The sequence below is a fragment of the Actinosynnema sp. NPDC091369 genome (assembly GCF_044757065.1).
GTDB lineage: Bacteria > Actinomycetota > Actinomycetes > Mycobacteriales > Pseudonocardiaceae > Actinosynnema.
The window spans coordinates 32,908-50,046 of sequence record NZ_JBIVUG010000008.1; the positions used below are offsets into that span (position 1 = coordinate 32,908).

At 71.9% G+C, this 17,139-nt stretch carries 15 protein-coding genes; 11 read left to right on the plus strand and 4 right to left on the minus strand.

The window, feature by feature from the left end; all coding sequences use genetic code 11:
* Position 1 precedes the first annotated feature (1 nt).
* Both ACIQMJ_RS27850 and ACIQMJ_RS27855 read left to right on the plus strand, forming a co-directional pair.
* Positions 2-700, plus strand: coding sequence for a 2-hydroxychromene-2-carboxylate isomerase (locus ACIQMJ_RS27850; RefSeq protein ID WP_499763955.1), 699 nt, complete (start codon positions 2-4; stop codon positions 698-700).
* 163 nt (positions 701-863) lie between these two features.
* Entirely contained in the window at positions 864-1,850 is a 987-nt protein-coding gene (locus tag ACIQMJ_RS27855) for a Gfo/Idh/MocA family protein (protein WP_499763956.1), read from the plus strand.
* A gap of 4 nt (positions 1,851-1,854) precedes the next feature.
* On the opposite strand, the gene ACIQMJ_RS27860 is transcribed toward ACIQMJ_RS27855, so the two are convergent.
* Together ACIQMJ_RS27860 and ACIQMJ_RS27865 are read right to left on the minus strand one after the other, a co-directional pair.
* Positions 1,855-4,293 (minus strand): FtsX-like permease family protein, encoded by a 2,439-nt coding sequence (locus tag ACIQMJ_RS27860; RefSeq protein WP_499763957.1) that lies wholly within the window; start codon positions 4,291-4,293, stop codon positions 1,855-1,857.
* Entirely contained in the window at positions 4,293-5,084 is a 792-nt protein-coding gene (locus ACIQMJ_RS27865; RefSeq protein ID WP_499763958.1) for an ABC transporter ATP-binding protein, read from the minus strand. The genes ACIQMJ_RS27860 and ACIQMJ_RS27865 overlap by 1 nt, the downstream gene beginning before the upstream one ends.
* 373 nt (positions 5,085-5,457) lie before the next feature.
* On the opposite strand from ACIQMJ_RS27865, the gene ACIQMJ_RS27870 reads away from it, so the two are divergent.
* From ACIQMJ_RS27870 to ACIQMJ_RS27905, 8 genes are all read left to right on the plus strand, one after another.
* Complete coding sequence (locus tag ACIQMJ_RS27870; RefSeq protein ID WP_499763959.1) at positions 5,458-6,492, plus strand: LysR family transcriptional regulator; 1,035 nt, start codon at positions 5,458-5,460, stop codon at positions 6,490-6,492.
* Positions 6,493-6,862: 370 nt separating this feature from the next.
* Positions 6,863-7,789 (plus strand): 3-oxoacyl-[acyl-carrier-protein] synthase III C-terminal domain-containing protein, encoded by a 927-nt coding sequence (locus ACIQMJ_RS27875; RefSeq protein WP_499763960.1) that lies wholly within the window; start codon positions 6,863-6,865, stop codon positions 7,787-7,789.
* A 1-nt stretch (position 7,790) separates the two neighbouring features.
* The gene (locus ACIQMJ_RS27880) at positions 7,791-9,149 is read left to right on the plus strand and encodes a preATP grasp domain-containing protein (protein ID WP_499763961.1); all 1,359 of its coding nucleotides are present in this window, start codon (positions 7,791-7,793) and stop codon (positions 9,147-9,149) included.
* Complete coding sequence (locus ACIQMJ_RS27885; RefSeq protein WP_499763962.1) at positions 9,146-10,447, plus strand: type III PLP-dependent enzyme; 1,302 nt, start codon at positions 9,146-9,148, stop codon at positions 10,445-10,447. The genes ACIQMJ_RS27880 and ACIQMJ_RS27885 overlap by 4 nt, the downstream gene beginning before the upstream one ends.
* Positions 10,444-10,716: an acyl carrier protein gene (locus tag ACIQMJ_RS27890; protein ID WP_123742182.1), complete on the plus strand. Its 273-nt coding sequence runs from the start codon at positions 10,444-10,446 to the stop codon at positions 10,714-10,716. Before ACIQMJ_RS27885 ends, ACIQMJ_RS27890 begins: the two co-directional genes overlap by 4 nt.
* A gap of 2 nt (positions 10,717-10,718) precedes the next feature.
* Positions 10,719-11,543, plus strand: a complete 825-nt coding sequence (locus ACIQMJ_RS27895) for a hypothetical protein (protein ID WP_499763963.1) — start codon at positions 10,719-10,721, stop codon at positions 11,541-11,543.
* Positions 11,540-12,403 carry a hypothetical protein gene (locus ACIQMJ_RS27900; RefSeq protein WP_499763964.1) on the plus strand — a complete coding sequence of 288 codons (864 nt, stop codon included), beginning with the start codon at positions 11,540-11,542 and terminating at the stop codon, positions 12,401-12,403. The genes ACIQMJ_RS27895 and ACIQMJ_RS27900 overlap by 4 nt, the downstream gene beginning before the upstream one ends.
* Positions 12,400-13,587: an acyl-CoA dehydrogenase family protein gene (locus ACIQMJ_RS27905; protein ID WP_499763965.1), complete on the plus strand. Its 1,188-nt coding sequence runs from the start codon at positions 12,400-12,402 to the stop codon at positions 13,585-13,587. Before ACIQMJ_RS27900 ends, ACIQMJ_RS27905 begins: the two co-directional genes overlap by 4 nt.
* Here ACIQMJ_RS27905 and ACIQMJ_RS27910 read toward each other — a convergent pair.
* On the minus strand, positions 13,529-14,110 hold the full coding sequence (locus ACIQMJ_RS27910; protein WP_499763966.1) for a P-loop NTPase family protein: 582 nt from the start codon (positions 14,108-14,110) through the stop codon (positions 13,529-13,531). The two genes, ACIQMJ_RS27905 and ACIQMJ_RS27910, sit on opposite strands and share 59 nt — an antisense overlap.
* A 146-nt stretch (positions 14,111-14,256) precedes the next feature.
* Complete coding sequence (locus ACIQMJ_RS27915; protein ID WP_499763967.1) at positions 14,257-15,849, minus strand: tryptophan halogenase family protein; 1,593 nt, start codon at positions 15,847-15,849, stop codon at positions 14,257-14,259.
* A gap of 258 nt (positions 15,850-16,107) precedes the next feature.
* Here ACIQMJ_RS27915 and sbnB point away from each other — a divergent pair, with 258 nt between their 5' ends.
* Positions 16,108-17,130, plus strand: a complete 1,023-nt coding sequence (gene sbnB / locus ACIQMJ_RS27920) for a 2,3-diaminopropionate biosynthesis protein SbnB (protein WP_499763968.1) — start codon at positions 16,108-16,110, stop codon at positions 17,128-17,130.
* Positions 17,131-17,139 lie beyond the last annotated feature (9 nt).

The window sequence follows — 17,139 nt, forward strand, 5'->3', positions numbered from 1 at the left end:
GGTGGCGCGCGGTCCCCGGTTCTACTTCTCGCTGCGCAGCCCGTACTCGTGGCTGGCCTACCACGACCTGCTGGGGTCGTACCCGGACGTGGCGGACGCGATCGAGTGGTCGCCGTTCTGGGAGCCAGACCCGCGCAACGAGCGGGCGTTGGCGGAACGGGGCGAGCAGTTCCCGTACGCGGCGATGTCGCGCGCGAAGCACTTCTACATCCTTCAGGACGTGGCCCGCTTAGCGGCGGCGCGCGGGTTGGCGCTGAAGTGGCCGGTGGACCGCGAGCCCGTCTGGGAGATCCCGCACCTGGGGTACCTGGTGGCGTTGCGCGAGGGCGTCGGGCCGGAGTACATCGCGGCGGCGTACCGGGCGCGGTGGGAGCAGGGGCGGGACATCTGCTCCCGGGACACGGTCGCCGGGATCGCCGCGGAGCTGGGGTTGAACCCGGCCGAGGTGGCGGGGGCGAGCGAGGACCCGGAGCTGCGGGCGCGGGGCGTGGAGCTGCTGATGGAGGTGTGCGAGGACGGGGCGTTCGGCGTGCCGTTCTTCGTGCACCGGTTCACCCGGTTCTGGGGAGTGGACCGGGTGCCGGACTTCGTGGCGCACGTGCGGTCGAAGCTCGCGCCGGCGGCGGCGCTGCCCGCGTCGTCGAGCGCGGTGGGGCTGGGACGTTCGTCCGACGAGGGGCACGCGGGTGGCTGCGGGTGACCTCGCGGGTGTCCTGAGCGTTGAATTCAGGGGTCCTGAACGTAGGACTCTCGGGACCTGAGCGTTCGACTCTCGGGACCTGGAGGTTCGACTCTCGGGTTAGGGATGGGAGTCGAGGCCCCCGTGGTGGGGGCGGCCGTGGTGAAGCGGTTAAGCTGGTGGGGTGCAGCCGCTGCGTTGGGGTGTCCTCGGGGCCACGGCCCACATCGCCGGTCGGGTGCTGCCCGCGATCCACCGGACGGTGGGCAACGCGGTGGTCGCCGTGGCCGGTCGGGAAGGCAGGCGGGAGGCGGCCGAGGCGGTGGCGCGGCCGTTCGGGGCACGCGTCCGCGACGGGTACGACGCGCTGCTGGCCGATCCGGACGTGGACGCCGTCTACATCGCCCTGCCCAACACGCAGCACGTGCCGTGGACGTTGCGCGCGCTGGACGCCGGCAAGCACGTGCTGGTGGAGAAGCCGATGGCGCTGTCCGAAGAGGACTGCGTGCGCGTCGAGCGCGCCGCCGCCGACCTCGTCGTCGTGGAGGCGTACATGTACCGCTTCCACCCCCAGCAACGCCGTGCCGCCGAACTGCTGGCCTCCGGTGAGATCGGCGAGCTGCGGGTGGTGCGGTCGGCGTTCGCGTACCCGACCGCCGTCGAGGGCAACATCCGGTTCGACCCGGCGCTCGGCGGCGGCGCGACGTGGGACGTCGGCTGCTACGCCTTCGACGTGCCGCTGTGGGCGTTCGACGCCGCGCCGCGCGCCGTGCGGGCCCGGTTCCACTCGCGCGAGGTCGACGTGAGCGCGGTGGCCGTGCTCGACTTCGGCGACGGGCGCTCGGCCGTGCTGGACTACAGCCTGGAGTACGGGCCGCGCGCCGCCTACGAGTTCCAGGGCACGCGCGGCTCGATCTCGGTCCGCAACGCGTGGACCCGGCCCGACGAGGAAGGCGTGATCACGGTCGTCACGCTGGACGGCGTGCGCGAAGAGGTCGTGCCGGCCTCCGACGCCTACGAGCACCAGGCCGTCGCGTTCGCCGACGCCGTGCGCGAGAAGGTCCCGCCGCTGGTGTCGCTCGCCCACTCCGCGCGCACCGCCCGGGTCGGCGAGGCGCTGGTGCGGTCGGCCGCGACCGGCGTCGAAGTGGACCTCCGACGCCGGCCGTGACCTGTCAGTCCAGCGCCGCCGCGGCTTCCACCGGGGGAGTGCGCAGCACGTACGCCGTGGACAGCACGGTGGACAGCAGCGTCAGCCCGGTCGCCGACCCCACCACGACCAGGTAGATCCCGATCGGGCCCTGCGGCCAGTACGTGCCGTTCAACGCGATGGCGAACGGCACGAGCGTCACCAGGGACACGATCGCGCCCAGGATGACGCCCCCCAGCGAGATCACCACCGACTCGACGCCCACCATGCGCAGGATCTGCCCGTGCGTGGCGCCGATCAGCCGTTGCAGCGCGAACTCGCGCCGCCGTTCACCGGTCGCGATCACCAGCGTGTTCACCAGCGAGATCACCGTGTACGCGAGGATCATGCCGACCAGCAGGTAGTTCACCCACGCGCCGGTCTGCTCACCGCCGCCGCCCGCGGCCAGCGCCTGCTCGCGGTCGGCCACCTCCAGGTCCGGGTGCCGTTCGGCCAACGGCGCCAGCGCCGACTCGGGGCCCTTCACCAGCACCTGGGACGCCTGCCCGCCGGTGGTGTGCGCGACGACCAGCTCCGCGGGCATCAGCGCCGCGTCGAACGAGCCCGTGTGCACGGCCGCGACCTCCAGGTCGACCTCCGCGCCGTCGCCGAGCTTCATCCGCACCGAGTCGCCGACCGAAGCGCCCAGCTCGTCCGCCCAGCCGGACGGCAACGCCACCGACTCGCCGCGCAGGTCGTCCAGCGAGCCGGACGTGACGTCCACGCCCATCGTCCGCGTGACACCGTCGGGCGTCACGCCGAGCACGGTGATCTCGTCGTCGCCGTCCCCGTGGTGGGGGAAGTACGCCTCGGTGTCGACCACGGCGGACGCCGCCTCCACGCCGGGCAGCGCGCGTACCTCGTCCACCAGCTCCAGCGGCACGCCGCCGGTCGAGCTCGTCACCACGGCGTCGGCCCGCAGGCTCTCCGCGAACGCGCCGGACGCCGCGCTCGCCTGCGTGGTCTGAAGGTAGATCAGCGCGGTGGCCAGGCCCGTGGCGAGCATGACGGGCGTGATGGCGCCGGCCACGCGCACCCGCCGTGCCCGGGTGTTGAGGACCGCGAGGTACCCGGACAGGCCGGAGAGCGCGCGCACGGGCCACCGCAGGACCGCGATCAGCACGCGTGCCGCGGCGGGGGAGAGCAGGGCGATGCCCGACGCCCACAGCATCGCCGTGGGACCGGCCGTGCTCGCCGCCACCGGACCGTCCATGACCAGCGCGGTGATGATGCTCAACGCCGTGCCGCCGCCCAGGCACAGCAGCGCGAATACCAGCCGCGGCACGCTGAACCAGCGCGTCTGCAGGCTGGCCGCCGTCAACGCCTCGGTCGGCCGGGCCACCGCCGCGCCGCGGCCCGCGACGAACGCCGCGACCAGGGCGCTGAGCAGCGAGATGCCGACCCCGGCGACCACGGGCACCCAGCCCTGCCGGTACGCCATCTGCTGCGGCGCGACGCCCGCGGCGGACAGCTGCCCCAGCAGCCACTCGCCGAGGTACCCGCTCACCGGCCAGCCGAGCGCGGTCGCGAGCACCGCCACGAAGGCCGTCTCGCCCAGCACCAGCCGGCGCAGCTGGCCCGGCGTCGTGCCGATCGCGCGCAGCAACGCCATCTCGCGGTGCCGCTGCTGCACGGACAGGCCGAGGGTGCCCGCCACGACGAACATCGCGACCATGATCGCCAGACCGCCGAAGACCGCGGACAGCGTGATGATCGCCTCGCCGCCGCCCTGCGTGTCCGGGAACTCGGCGCGCCCGCGCTCGTCGCCCGCGAGCACGCTCACGTCCCGGTCGGCGACGGCGGCCGTGAGCGCGTCGCGCACGCCGTCGGCCGTCGCGCCCGGTTCGAGCAGCACGCCGATCAGGTCCACCTCGCCGGGCTTGCCGTAGAGCCGCCGGGCCTCGTCGTCGGCGAAGAACACGGCCTTCGCGTCGACCGCCGCCTTCGCGACGCCCACCACCCGGTAGTCGACGACCTCCGACCCGATGCGCAGCGCGACCGCGCCGCCGAGGCCGACCCCGGAGTTCGCGTCCACCACGACCTCGCCCGGACCTCGGGGCGCACGGCCCTGGTCCACCGCGTACGGCGCGAGCCGCGCGCCGGACCACGTGTGGCCGGTCGCCTCCGCGCCGTCGGGCAGGGTCACCGGGAACGCCACGTCGGGGACGACCTCGGCGACACCGTCCACGTCCGCCGCCTTCGCCGCCAGCGCGGCGTCGACCGGGGAGCGTTCCAGGTAGGACGGGTCACCGGTGACGACCAGCGGCGCGGCCGCGAGCCGTTGCGGCGGCACGGCGTCGCGGATGCCGGTCTCCATCAGGCCGCCGCACGCCATCACGATCGCCGCGCCCAGGAACAGCGCGATGAACGAGGCGGCGAAACCGCCGATCCGGTAGCGCAGGGTGCGCAGCGCGAGGCGCAGCATCAGCGCACCCCACCGGTCAGGTCGCCCGCGGGCGCGTCGGCCCAGGCGCCGAGCTGGGTCATCCGCTCGCTGACGGCGTGCGCGGTGGGTGCCGTGAGCTCCCCGGCGATCTGCCCGTCGGCGAGGAACACGACGCGGTCGGCGTGCGCGGCGGCCACCGGGTCGTGCGTCACGATCACCACGGTCTGGCCGACCTCGCGCACGGCCTGGCGCAGCAGGGCGAGGACTTCCAGCGCGGTGCGGGTGTCGAGCGCGCCGGTCGGCTCGTCGCCGAAGACCACGGCGGGCTCGGTGATCAGCGCGCGGGCGATGGCCACCCGCTGCTGCTGGCCGCCGGACAGCTCGCCGGGCCGGTGGTGGCGGCGTTCGGCCAGGCCGACCCGGGCGATGACGGCGTCCACTTGGGACCTCTTCGGGCGGCGGCCCGCCAGGCGCAGCGGCAGGCCGACGTTCTCCACCACGGTCAGCGCGGGGAGCAGGTTGAAGGACTGGAAGACGAAGCCGATGCGCTCGCGGCGCAAGCGGGTCAGCTCGCGCTCGCTCAGGTCGGTGATCTCCTGGCCGTCGAGCAGCACGGAGCCCGACGTGGGTCGGTCGAGGCCGGCCGCGCAGTGCAGCGCGGTGCTCTTGCCCGAGCCGGATGGCCCCATCACCGCGGTGAAGGTGCCACGCGCGATGCCGAGCGTGACTCCGTCAAGGGCCACTACGCCGTTCCGCTCATTGCCGTAAACCTTGCGGACGGAATGCAGTCGGACGACGTCATCCACGCCTTGAATCGGAGATAGATTCACGTTCTTGCTCCCCACGTGGGACCTATCGGTGTGTGCACGCGCCGCAGACCATACGGATGTGATCACGCGGGCGGCACTGGTGCTGTCCCCCGCATCGGCCGTCGGGCCTGCCGGTGGAGTTCCTCTCCGCATCGGTGCGGAGACAACGCGTAACCGACCTTTGAGTAGGTACGTGCCGGGGATCGTAGCCACCGTTTCCATAATTTCTGTTGAGAACTCAACGAATGGTTGGCGGTAGCGTGAACTACTCCTCTCGCGCACATCCGTGGGGTAGGTTGGCACGGCCGCCCGGCACGAACGAGGCGGGGGCGGGAAATCCCCGAACCCGCCGAAGTTAGTGGACCCCGAGTAACGACGCGAAGGGGTTGGATGCATGCACCTGGAGATACGTCACGCCAGGGTGGTCACCACCCTCGCCGAGGCCGGCAGCATCTCGAAGGCCGCGGCGAAGCTGTCCCTGCCCCAACCGAGCCTCACCGCCCAATTGAGACGGATCGAGAAGGCGGTTGGCGGCGATCTGTTCGTGCGTTCGGCCTTCGGGATTACTCCGACGCCACTCGGAGAACGATTAATCCCGATGCTGGCCGATCTCGCCACGCGGGCCGACGCGGTGGTCGCGGAGGCGTCCTCGCTGTCGTCCGGAATTCTGCGGATCGGCAACGCCGAATGGACGCCCGTGACGCTGCGGCGGGCGTTGCAGTCGTCGCTGCCCTCGGTCGAGGTGCAGACCGTGACGCTGGACCCGGCCCTGGGCGTGGACGCGGTCAGCCGCGGCGAGCTCACCGCGGCGCTCGTGCCCAGCCCGGAGGCGGTGGACGGGGTGCGGGAGCTGGACCCGTCGCTGGCCAAGGAGGTCATCGTGCGCGAGCCGATCTGGCTGGCGCTGCCCCGCGACCACGCGCTGGCGCGCAGGACTACGGTGAGCCGAAGGCACATGCTGTCGCTGAGCTGGGTGCACCACGTGCCGGGGCACTGGTTCCACGTCGTCGAGGAGCACCTGTTCCGCAAGCTCGACCACCCCACGCCGGAGGTCATGCACTACGCGGGCGGGCACGCCGAGGCGATGAGCTGGGTGCGTGACGCGGGGGCCGCGGCGCTCGCCACGCCGACCGGGTCCACGTCGGACGTGAGCCTCGTGGCGATGACCGAGCCGTTGCGCAGCAGGATGCTGCTCGTGTGGCGGCCGGGGTCGATCCACCCGAACACGTTGCGGCAGCTGATCGACGCGCTGCGCCGGTACTACTGCGAGTACGCCCGCACGATCCCGCGCTACTGGAACTGGATGACCGAGCGGCCGACCGACTTCCCGGAGCTGGCCGCGTTCCTGCCGCGCCCGAGCCGGTGGTGGCCGCGCGACTCGGCCGGCGACCAGCAACCGGGCTCGGCGTCCCGCACCGCCGCCACCTGACGGGTCCACTGGGGATGAAGGGCCACCTCGACCGCGGTCGGGGTGGCCTTCTTCGCGCGCGAGTCGAACCTCCAAGCCCCGAGAGTCGAACCTCCAGGCCCCGAGAGTCCTACGTTCAGGTCCCGAGAGTCCTACGTTCGCGACCCCCGAGTTCAACGCTCAGGTCCGGACACGGGGTACCTGAGCGTTGAACTCAGGGGCCCTGAACGTAGGACTCACGCGACGCGAACGTAGGACTCACGGGACTTGAGTGTTCGACTCTCGGGACCTGGAGGTTCGACTCGCGCGGTCAGTGGTGTGTCAGCACGGTGTCAGCGCGCCTTGCGAACCTTGATCCGGCAACGGACCAGGGCGAGCGAGGAGGACGCACATGACGGCGTTGGTGGCGGTGTCGAGTCACCTGCCGGAGACGGTGGCCGTCGCGGACCTGCAGGAGCCGCTCGGCCTCGACGACCAGCAGGTGCGCCGGTTCACCCGGCTCTACGGCCTGGACCGGATCTGCAAGTCCGACCTCTCCGAGGCGCAGCTGCTCATCGCGGCCGCCGAGAAGCTCGACGGGCTGCGCGGCCAGGAGGAGCGGGTCCGCTACCTCATCCGCGCCAAGGGCATGCGCACCACCGCGCCCTACCCCGTCACCCCGCTGCACGAGGTCCGCGAGGCGCTCAACCTCCGGCACGCCAAGACCCTCGCCGTCGCCGACCACGGCTGCGCCACCGGGCTGCTCGCCATGGACGTCGCCGGCACGCTGCTGGCCGCCGACGGCGACCCCGACGCGCTGGCCCTGATCCTGGCGGGCGACAAGACGTTCACGCCGTTCACCCAGTGGGTCCGCGACACGTCGATCATGGGCGAGGGCATGGCCGCCGTCCTGGTGGCCGCCGACGGCGACCGCGACCACGTGCGCGGCTACGCCAGTCGCATCCACGGCCGCGACGACGGCGTGATCGACCTGACCCCGGAGATCGCCAAGGACGCCCGCCGCATCTACCAGGACGCGCTGGCCGAGGTCGTCGGCGCGGCCACCGAGGAAGCCGGCATCGGCGTCGCGGACATCGACCTGGTGCTGCCGCACAACGTCAACCGCGTGTCGTGGACGGTCGCGGCGAAGAACCTGGGCCTGCCCAACGACCGGTTCTTCCTGGACAACCTCGGCGCCACCGGCCACTGCTTCTGCGCCGACCCGTTCATCAACTACCAGACGGTGACCGAGCTCGGCCTGCTCAAGCCCGGCGACAAGTACCTGATGACGGCCGCCGGCCTCGGTCAGACGTTCGCCGCGATGGTCCTGGAGCACTGACATGGACGAACCGGACTTCACCCGCAGGCTCAAGACGGCGCTGCTCGGCACGCCGGACGCCTCGCTCGCGTTCCTCGGCAACTTCGAGGTCGAGGAACGCTGGGCGCTGGGCGAGCACACCCTGCCCCGGCTCTCCGCCGAGAGCGGCGCGGCCGTGGTCAACCACATGGACGAGTTCGCGCTGCTGCTCGCGGGCGGCGACGACCACGTGGTGCTCAAGGCGGCGCCCGACCCGGTCTACCTGGCCTACCTGACCGAGCTGGGCATCGACCTGCCGACCGTGCACGTCGTCGCCGACTCCGACCCGCGCCGCACGGTCACCGCCGACGCCCTCGCCGACCCGGCCACGGTCGCGACCCTGGCGAAGCTCGCCGAGGACGGCGTGCGGCTGACCGCGCACGGCGTGTCCGACCTCGAGGTCGAGCTGGCCGAACGCACCGGCATGGCGCTGGCCGCGCCGGACGCCGTGACGTGCAAGTCCGTCAACAGCAAGGTCTACAGCCGCCGCGCCGCCGACGAGCTGGGGTTGCGCCAGCCCACCGGGTGGGCCTGCGAGACGGTCGACGAGCTGCGCGAGGCGTTCGACCGGGCCCGCGCGCTGGTCGCCGAGGGCCGCAAGGTCGTGGTGAAGGAGGCGCTCGGCGTCTCCGGCAAGGGCATCGCGGTGCTGGAGGGCGAACGCCGGATGGACCGCCTGCTCGGCATGGTCGCCAAGCAGGTGGCCAGGTCCGGGCAGCCGCGGCTCGCGTTCGTGGTGGAGGAGTGGGTCGCCAAGCGCGCGGACCTCAACTACCAGTTCACCGTGGCCCGCGACGGCGACGTGCGGTTCGACTTCGTCAAGGAGCTGCACACCGAAGGCGGGGTCCACAAAGGACATCGCATGCCCGCCCGGCTGTCCGACGGTCAGGTCGTCGAGCTCGTCGAGACCGCCCACCGGCTGGGCAAGAAGCTCGCCGCGGACGGCTACTTCGGCGTGGTCGGCGTGGACGCGATGGTCGACCCCGAGGACGGCCTGTACCCCGTCGTCGAGATCAACGCCCGCAACAACATGTCCACCTACCAGGCCCGCGTGCAGGAGCGGTTCGTCGGCCCCGGGCAGGTCGCGCTGGCGCGGCACTACCCCGTGCGGCTGCACCGCAGGCTGCCGTTCGCCGAGGTCCGCGAGCTGCTGCGCGGCCTGCTGCTCGACCGGGCCGGCGGCACGGGCCTGCTGGTCAACAACTTCGCCACGGTGAACGCGGGCCACCGCGCCGACTCGGCGTTCGACGGGCGGCTCTACGGCCTGCTCGTGGCGTCGTCGGACGAGCAGCTGCGCGCCGTGGACGACGACATCACCGCCCGATTGGAGGCGCGACCGTGACCGCTGAGTTCGAGGTCCAGGGCATCGGGATCACCGAGATCGCCGAGCGGTACGGCACACCGCTGTACCTCTACGACGGCGACGAGCTGGAAGCGCGGGTGGACGGGCTCAAGGAGCTGCTGCACCCGCGGTTGGAGTTCTTCTTCTCCCTCAAGTCCAACCCCAACATCGGCGTGCTGTCCGTGCTGCACGGCCGGGGCGCGCGGGCCGAGGTGTCCTCGATGGCCGAGCTGGTCACCGCGCGCCGCGCGGGCGTCGACCCGGCCGACATCATCTTCCTCGGACCGGGCAAGAGCGCCGACGAGCTGGCCGCGTGCCTGGACGAGGGCGTCTACGCGATCGTGTGCGAGTCGTTCGGCGAGCTGGCGCTGATCGACGAGTTCGCCGGCCTGCGCGGGCTGCGCGCCCCGGTCGCGCTGCGCGTCAACCCCAGCTTCTCGGTCAAGGGCTCCGGCCTCACCATGGGCGGCAAGCCGCGCCAGTTCGGCATCGACGAGTCGCAGCTGTTCGCCGCCGACGACCTCGTGGCCCGGCACCCGAACGTCCGGTTCCTGGGCGTGCAGGTCTACATGGGCACCCGCATCCTGTCCGAGGAGGCGGTCGCCGAGAACACCGAGCGGATCTTCGAGCTGGCCGACCGGCTCGCCGACCACCTCGGCATCCCGCTGGACCTGGTCGACATCGGCGGCGGCCTCGGCGTGGCCTACTTCGACGGCGAGCGCGACCTCGACCTCGGGCTGCTCGCCGCCCGGGTCAACCCGATCATCGCGGAGTTCGCCGACCGGCACCCCGGCACGCGCCTGGTGATGGAGCTCGGCCGCTACCTCACCGCCACGTCCGGCACGTACGTCGTGCGCGTGCGGTACGTGAAGGAGTCGATGGGGGAGCGGTTCGCGGTGGCCGACGGCGGCACGAACCACCACATGGCGGCGGTGGGCATCGGGTCGTTCGTCAAGCGCAACTTCCCCATGCGGGTGCTCAACCGGGTCGACGAGCCCGCCACCGAGAGCTGGCACGTCACCGGGCCGCTGTGCACCCCCAACGACACCCTCGGCAAGAAGGTCGAGCTGCCGCCCGTGCGACCCGGCGACCTCGTCGGCGTGCTGCGCTCCGGCGCGTACGGCCCGACCGCCTCGCCGGTGCTGTTCCTCAGCCACGGCTACCCGGCGGAAGTGCTCGTCCACGGCGGTCGCGCGCACCTGGTGCGCTCCCGCGACGAGACCGAGGACCTGCTGCGCCACCAACACCTCCCCGACCGCGCCGCCGCCACGGCTCTCACCGAAGGAACCGCATCATGAGCGAATCCACCACCGTCGCCCCCCGGGAGCGGATCGTCGGCGCCATCACCGCCGTCCTGGCCCAGGTGCTGGACTACGACCTGCCGGAGCTGACCGAGCAGTCCCGGCTGTTCGACGAGCTCGGCCTCGACTCGACCGGTGTCTTCGAGCTGCTGATGCAGCTGGAGGAGGCGCTGGAGGTCGAGTTCGACACCGACAACCTGGAGATGGCGCACTTCGAGACGGTCCGCTCGCTGGCCGACTTCGTCGCCGCGGAAATGGACCGCTAGCCGTGTACCGGACCACCGCGCCCACGTCGTCCCGCCCGGCGGGCGCGCGGACGTTGGGGCTGGCGCGGGTCGTGCGGACCCGCGTCGCCCCCGACCGCGCGCTCGACGACGAGTTCTCGTCGCGCCACTTCACCGACCTCACGTCCGGCTACGGCGTCGCGCTGCGGCCGGAGGTGCTGGCCGAGCCGGGCACCACGTTCACCGCGCTGACCCGGTCGCTGCACGCCGAGCTGGAGCCGTTGGGCCCGGTGGAGCTGGCGATCGTCGCCCACGCGACACCGGACCTGGACTGCCGGCTGGCCGCGGCGACGTACCTGGCCGAGGCGGTGCCCGGCGCGCCGCTGTCGTTCTCGGTGTCCGACGTCGGCCGGTGCGCGCCGTTCGCGGCGCTGCGGATCGCGTCGGACTACGCGGCGCGGCACGGGTACTCGCGGGCGCTGGTGGTGATCGCCGACCAGGCCACGCTGCCCTACGAGGTGGACGACAGGCCGACCGGTGACGCCGGGGTGGCGTTGCTGCTGGAGACCGGGGGCGCGCCGCTGTCTCTGGTGCACACGCCCGGTGTGTCGGTCGCCGAGCTGCCGGGGGCGGTGGCCGCCGGGCTGGCGTCTCTGGTGGGCGCGGACGAGCGGGTGGCAGTGGTCGCGGGCGCGGGGATCGACCCGGAGCTGGTGCGGCACGGCGGGACCGTGCGGACCGCGCCTGCCGGGTACCCGTGCACGGCGCTGTGGGAGGGGCTGGCCGACTCGCTGGGGCGCGTGGTGCTCGTGGAGCACGACGCGGCGACCGGTGACCTGGGCATGGCCGCGGTGGGTGAGGTCCGGTGACGACGTCGGTGCGGTTGGGCGCGGAGGCGCTGTCGCGGTGCCACCTGGCGGCGCGGGACGAGGGGTTGGCGCCGGCGTTGACGGTGCTGGGTTCGCTGGTCGTGCCGGGCCTGCTGCCGGCCGGGCCCGGTGGGCACGCGGTCGTGCCGCAGGAGGTCGCGGCGTCGGCGGACCGGGTGTGGCTGGACGGCGTCGTGGTGGCGCGCTCGGCACTGGACGAGTCCACCGTCGATGCGGTCGACCTGCCGGGCGGCGCGGTCGTGCTGCTGCGGGGTCTGGGTACACGAACGGGTGAAGTCGGCCCGGACATGTACGGAAACGGTGTTCTCGTACCTCGGTTGAGAGAAGCGGACGCCGAGACCGACCACGACGCGTCCGACCAGCGGTCCGCCTGGGCACTGGGCCTGGTGTGGCTGCGGCTCGGGCTGTCGGAGGCGCTGCGCGAGACGTGCATGCGCTACCTGAACGGCCGGCGCACCGGCAGCACCACGCTGCTCCAGCAGCAGATGGTGAAGGAGACCGTCGCCGACGGGCTGATCGAGCACCTGGAGGTGCGGGCGGTCCTGACGGGCGTCGACGCGGGCCACCTGCCCGCCGTGATCCTGTCCCACCTGCACGCCCGGATCACCGCGGCCGACCGGTGGCTGGTGAACCTGCTCGGCGCGAGCGGGTACCTGGTCGGCGGCCCGGGGCAGGTGGCGCACCTGTCGGAGCTGCTGGCCGAGGCTTACGTCCCCGCCCCGGCCGCCGACACCGACCCGACCGCCGACACCGCCCCGACCGCCGCCGGGCCGGCCGTCGGTCGTGCCGAGGACGCCGGACCGTCCGGGGGCGCGCGGTCCGCGGGTGGCGTGGCGTGAGCGGGTTGGACGCGCGGCTCGTGGCGTTGCGCGACCAGGTGCGCGAGTGGGGTGCGGACTTCCGCCGCCTCGGGCTCGCGCTCGACCGCGACCCCGAGCTGATCCGGGCGCACTTCGACCTGCCCGCCGTGCGGTACCTGTCGACGATGGGCATCCCGCCGGAGTACGGCAACGTGCCCATCCCCATCGCGGGCAACCGGTTCTACGGCACGTTGGCCCTCGAACGGGCGATCATCATGGAGGAGCTGGCCTGCGCCGACGTCGGCATGCTGGTCGCCTCGCCCGGCCCGCTGCTGGCCGGGGTCCTGGTCGACCTGCTCGCCGACCGCGAGCAGAAGGAGTGGTTCTACGGCCGGATGCTCGCCGAGCCGCTGTGGACGTTCTTCGCGCTCACCGAACCCGACCGCGGGTCCGACGCGGGCGGCCTCACCTCGACGTTGACGCCGGTCGACGGGGGCGCGGTGCTCTCCGGCGCGAAGCGCTACGTCGGCAACGCCTGCCGGGCGCAGCTCGGGGTCGTGTTCGCCCGCGTCGGCTCCGGCCCGCTCGGCATCAACGCGGTGCTGGTGGAGACGCCGACGCCGGGGTTCTCCGCGACCGCGCTGGACAGCATCGGCCTGCGCGGCGCGCGGATCAGCGCGATCACGCTGGACGACGTGCACGTGCCCGCGTCCCGCTTCGTCGGTCGGCACCTCTCGCCGTCGCGGCGCGGCATGTGGGCGTTCGTGCAGACGTTCAACCTGCTCCGGCCCGGTGTCGCGGCGATCGCGCTGGGCATCGCGCGGGCGGCGCACGAGTACGTCCGCGACAACCGCACGACGTTGCGCCGCGACGAGCGCGACCGGCTCGACGAGCTGGGCCGGCGCATCACGGCGGCCCGCGCGCTCGTGCACCTGGCCGCCCGCGCGGTCGACGCCCGCACGTCCGACGGCTACCTGGCGTCGGCGGCGAAGGCCCGCGCGTCCCGGCTCGCGCTCGACGCGACCCGGGCGGCCTGCGAGTTCTTCGGCGTCGGCGCCCGCTTCGACCACCCGCAGCTGGACAAGCTCGTCCGCGACGCGCGCGGGCTGGAGTTCATCGAGGGCACGTCGAACATGCAGAAGCTGAACCTGTTCCAGGGCCTGTTCACCGGGAAGCTGGACCGCGACGACCCGTTCCGGGTGGGCGTCGGCTCACCGCGCTGAACCCCGCGGACCACCGCGCCACCGCGGCGGTCGAGCGCAAGCGCACCCAGGGCACCCCGGCCCGCGCCAGCCGGCCGGGGTACTCGGCGAGGTGCCTGCGCCGGGCCTTCACCGCCCACACCAGCACCGAGTTCCGGCCGAACAGGAACGCGGGCGTCTCCCGGTTGCCGTTCCACAGCTCGGCCCGGCGGGCGATCCGGGACGCGCTGCGCCGCGCCAGCCGCGGCAGTGCCACCCGCAGGGGCAGGTCCAGCCACACGATCAGGTCGGCCCGGTGCCACAGCACGTCCGCGGTCAGCTTGGCGAGGTTGCCGTCGACCACCCAGGCGGGCCCCTCGGTCGCCGCCGCGAGCCGGGCCCGGAACTCGTCGTCCGGTGGCGTGACCCAGTTCGGGCCGTGCTGGATCGCGTCCAGCTCGACGTGCGGGCCGCCGACCACCCGGGCCAGCTCCCGCGCCAACGTCGACTTGCCCGCGCCGCTCACCCCGAGCACGACGATCCGGCGCACGGATGACTGCTCCACCACCCCACTCGACCACACCACCGCGGACGTGTCCAACGAGAATCAGCGGCGCGAGTGTCCACCGAGGACTCGCGGGCACGCGGCGACGAGCCCCACCGGGCCGGGGGACCGGTGGGGCTCGTGTCTTTCCCGGGGGGAGGGAAGTCCTACTTGCCGTGCAGCTGCTTGAGGTACTCGTAGGTGCTCGGCAGCGTGGTCAGCAGTTCCTTCTGGGTCTGCTTGATCTGCGCGAACACCGGCTCCGCCGAGTCCAGCACGTCCTGGCGCGCGGCCAGCGCGGGCAGGCTGTGGTCGGGCAGGTAGTCCAGGCCCGCGAAGATGCAGTAGTAGTTGGAGTTGTTCCAGAAGTTGCGGAACTCCGCGTCGAAGTTCGCGTAGTAGGTCGACTCGTCGGTGATCGGCATGTTCACCGCCAGGCCCGCCTTGTACATGCGGACCTTCTCCTGGAAGTCGTCCGCCAGCCGCAGCTCCTTGCACGCCTGCCAGAACGCGGTGTCGTTGCGCGGCGCGAAGCTGAAGTGGCCCTGCACGAAGTCGCGCGAGTCGTCGAACATCGTCTCGATCTCCGCGTTGAAGCGGTCCTGCAGGATCGAGTCGAAGTTCTTGTCCGGGAAGTACTTCGCCAGCTGGTACAGCGCCGCGTACACGAAGTAGATGCCGGTCGACTCCAGCGGCTCCAGGAAGCAGGAGGCCAGGCCGATCGAGACGACGTTCTTCACCCACGCGCGGCGGTTGCGGCCCACGCGGAACTTGATCTGGTTGAGGTTCGCCGTCTCCGGGTCGAGGCCCCACATGGTGCAGAATTCCAGCGTCGCGTCGTCGCGCGACTGGAAGCGGCTGGAGAAGACGTAGCCGGTGCCGAAGCGGCCCAGCATCGGGATCTTCCACGCCCACCCGCTCGACATCGCGATCGAGGACGTGTACGGCTCCACGCCGTTGGCCGCGTCGTCGTGCGGCACCTGGGTCGCCACCGCGCTGTCGTTGAGCAGGTGGTCGCTCATGTCCAGGAACGGTTCCTTCATCGCCTGGTTGATGAGCAGGCCGCGGAAGCCCGAGCAGTCGATGAACAGGTCACCCTCGATGGTGAGCCCGCCCTCGGTCTTGAGCGCCGAGACGTGACCGCGCTGGTCGATGACCGCCTCGGTCATCAGGTCCTGGATGTGGATCGCGTTCTGGTTCTCGATCGACCACTTGCGCAGGAACGGCGAGATCAGGTTGGTGTCGAAGTGCCACGCGTAGTTGGTCCACTTCGTGCCGTCCATGAACCGCGGCGACAGCTTCGCGTCCAGGATCGGGGGCTCGCGGTAGCAGGCGTAGTCGAACGGCTCGTCGGTCTGGCCGGCGAGCTTCTTGTGCGCCCAGTAGTGCGACAGCGGCTGGTTCTCGTGGTTGGGCAGCAGGCCGAACAGGTGGTAGTAGTGGTCGGTCCCGTCGCCGTACGGCCGCGGGTTCGCCTCACCGCGGCCAGGCGTGCGCCAGTTGGTGAACTTGATGCCCATCTTGTAGCTGGCATTGCACTCGCGCATCCAGTCCTCTTCGGCGATGCCGAGGAACTCGAAGAACGTCTTGTGCAGGTTGGGGACCGTCGCCTCGCCCACGCCGATCTTGGGGATGGAGGGCGCCTCCAGCACGGTGATGGTCACACCGGGGCCCAGCGCCTTGCCGAGGTACGCCGCGGCCATCCAGCCCGCGGTGCCGCCACCGAGCACCACGACCTTCTTGATCCTACGATCTTCCATCGAGGGTTGTCCTCCCGTCATGATCACGACAAAGGCCGCGGAACCGACGATCGTCGCAGTGCTGCCGGTGTTCGAAGGGCGATTGCCCGGGATTTTCGTGTGGGACAACCTGAACGCAAATAGCTATAGAACATCTATATCCACCGCCGTCAGTCACGTGTCAGCGGGTTGTCAGCCGTGTTCGCCACGATGTGGTGGTGATCGCCGCCCGATCGGGTCGGCGCTGCTCGGGGACCTGCACGAGAAAGGGACGGTAACGTGGCACCTGCCTTCGCGGTGATTTCCGGCGCTCAGGTGAACCAGGTATTGCGAGGGCGGGAGAAGCACGTTCTCGAACTGATCGAGGCCGCCTACCGGTGGCACGGTGAAGGTGACTCGGTCAATCCGCCGTCCTATTTCCTCCGGTTCCCCGAAGACCCCTCGTCGCGCATCATCGCGCTGCCCGCGTCCCTCGGCGGCGACATCGGCGTGCACGGGGTGAAGTGGATCTCCAGCTTCCCCGCGAACGTCGCCGCGGGCCTGCCGCGCGCGTCCGCCGTGCTGATCCTCAACGACCGGGAGACCGGCTACCCGCTCGCCTGCCTGGAGAGCTCCATCGTCAGCGCGGTGCGCACCGCCGCGTCCGCCGCCCTGGCCGCTGACTGGCTCAGCCGCGACCGGAGCCGGCCGACGCGGGTCGGGTTCGTCGGCACCGGCCTGATCGCCCGCTACATCCACACCTACCTGACCGCGACGGGGTGGAGCTTCGACGAGGTCGGCGTGCACGACCTGAGCGCCGACTCGGCGAACGGCTTCCGCGAGTACGCCGAGTCCGCGGGCGACGCCGCGGTGCGGGTCCACGACAGCGCGGAGAGCCTGATCCGGTCGAGCGACCTGGTCGTGTTCGCCACCGTCGCGGGCACGCCGCACGTCTCCGACCCGACGTGGTTCGACCACAACCCGCTGGTGCTGCACGTGTCGCTGCGCGACCTGTCGCCCGAGGTGATCCTCGCCTCCACCAACCTGGTGGACGACGTCGAGCACTGCCTGAAGGCGAACACCTCGCCGCACCTGGCCGAGCAGCTCACCGGCAACCGCGACTTCCTGTCCGGCACGTTGCACGACGTCATGACCGGCGCGGTGACGCCACCGGCGGACCGGCCGCTGGTGTTCTCCCCGTTCGGACTCGGCGTGCTGGACCTGGCGGTCGGCAAGCACGTCTACGACGAGGTGTCGCGGGCGGGCGAGCTGGCCGTGGTCCCGGACTTCTTCTTCGACCTCGACCGCTACGGCAAGCGCTGAGCCGCCTGA

What these genes read in the sequence shown, in the direction of transcription:
- ACIQMJ_RS27890 (WP_123742182.1), top strand. Translation starts at nt 10,444, where the DNA reads ATGAGCGAATCCACCACCGTCGCCCCCCGGGAGCGGATCGTCGGCGCC.
- ACIQMJ_RS27915 (WP_499763967.1), bottom strand. Translation starts at nt 15,849, where the DNA reads ATGGAAGATCGTAGGATCAAGAAGGTCGTGGTGCTCGGTGGCGGCACC.
- ACIQMJ_RS27880 (WP_499763961.1), top strand. Translation starts at nt 7,791, where the DNA reads ATGGACGAACCGGACTTCACCCGCAGGCTCAAGACGGCGCTGCTCGGC.
- ACIQMJ_RS27860 (WP_499763957.1), bottom strand. Translation starts at nt 4,293, where the DNA reads ATGCTGCGCCTCGCGCTGCGCACCCTGCGCTACCGGATCGGCGGTTTC.
- ACIQMJ_RS27870 (WP_499763959.1), top strand. Translation starts at nt 5,458, where the DNA reads ATGCACCTGGAGATACGTCACGCCAGGGTGGTCACCACCCTCGCCGAG.
- ACIQMJ_RS27875 (WP_499763960.1), top strand. Translation starts at nt 6,863, where the DNA reads ATGACGGCGTTGGTGGCGGTGTCGAGTCACCTGCCGGAGACGGTGGCC.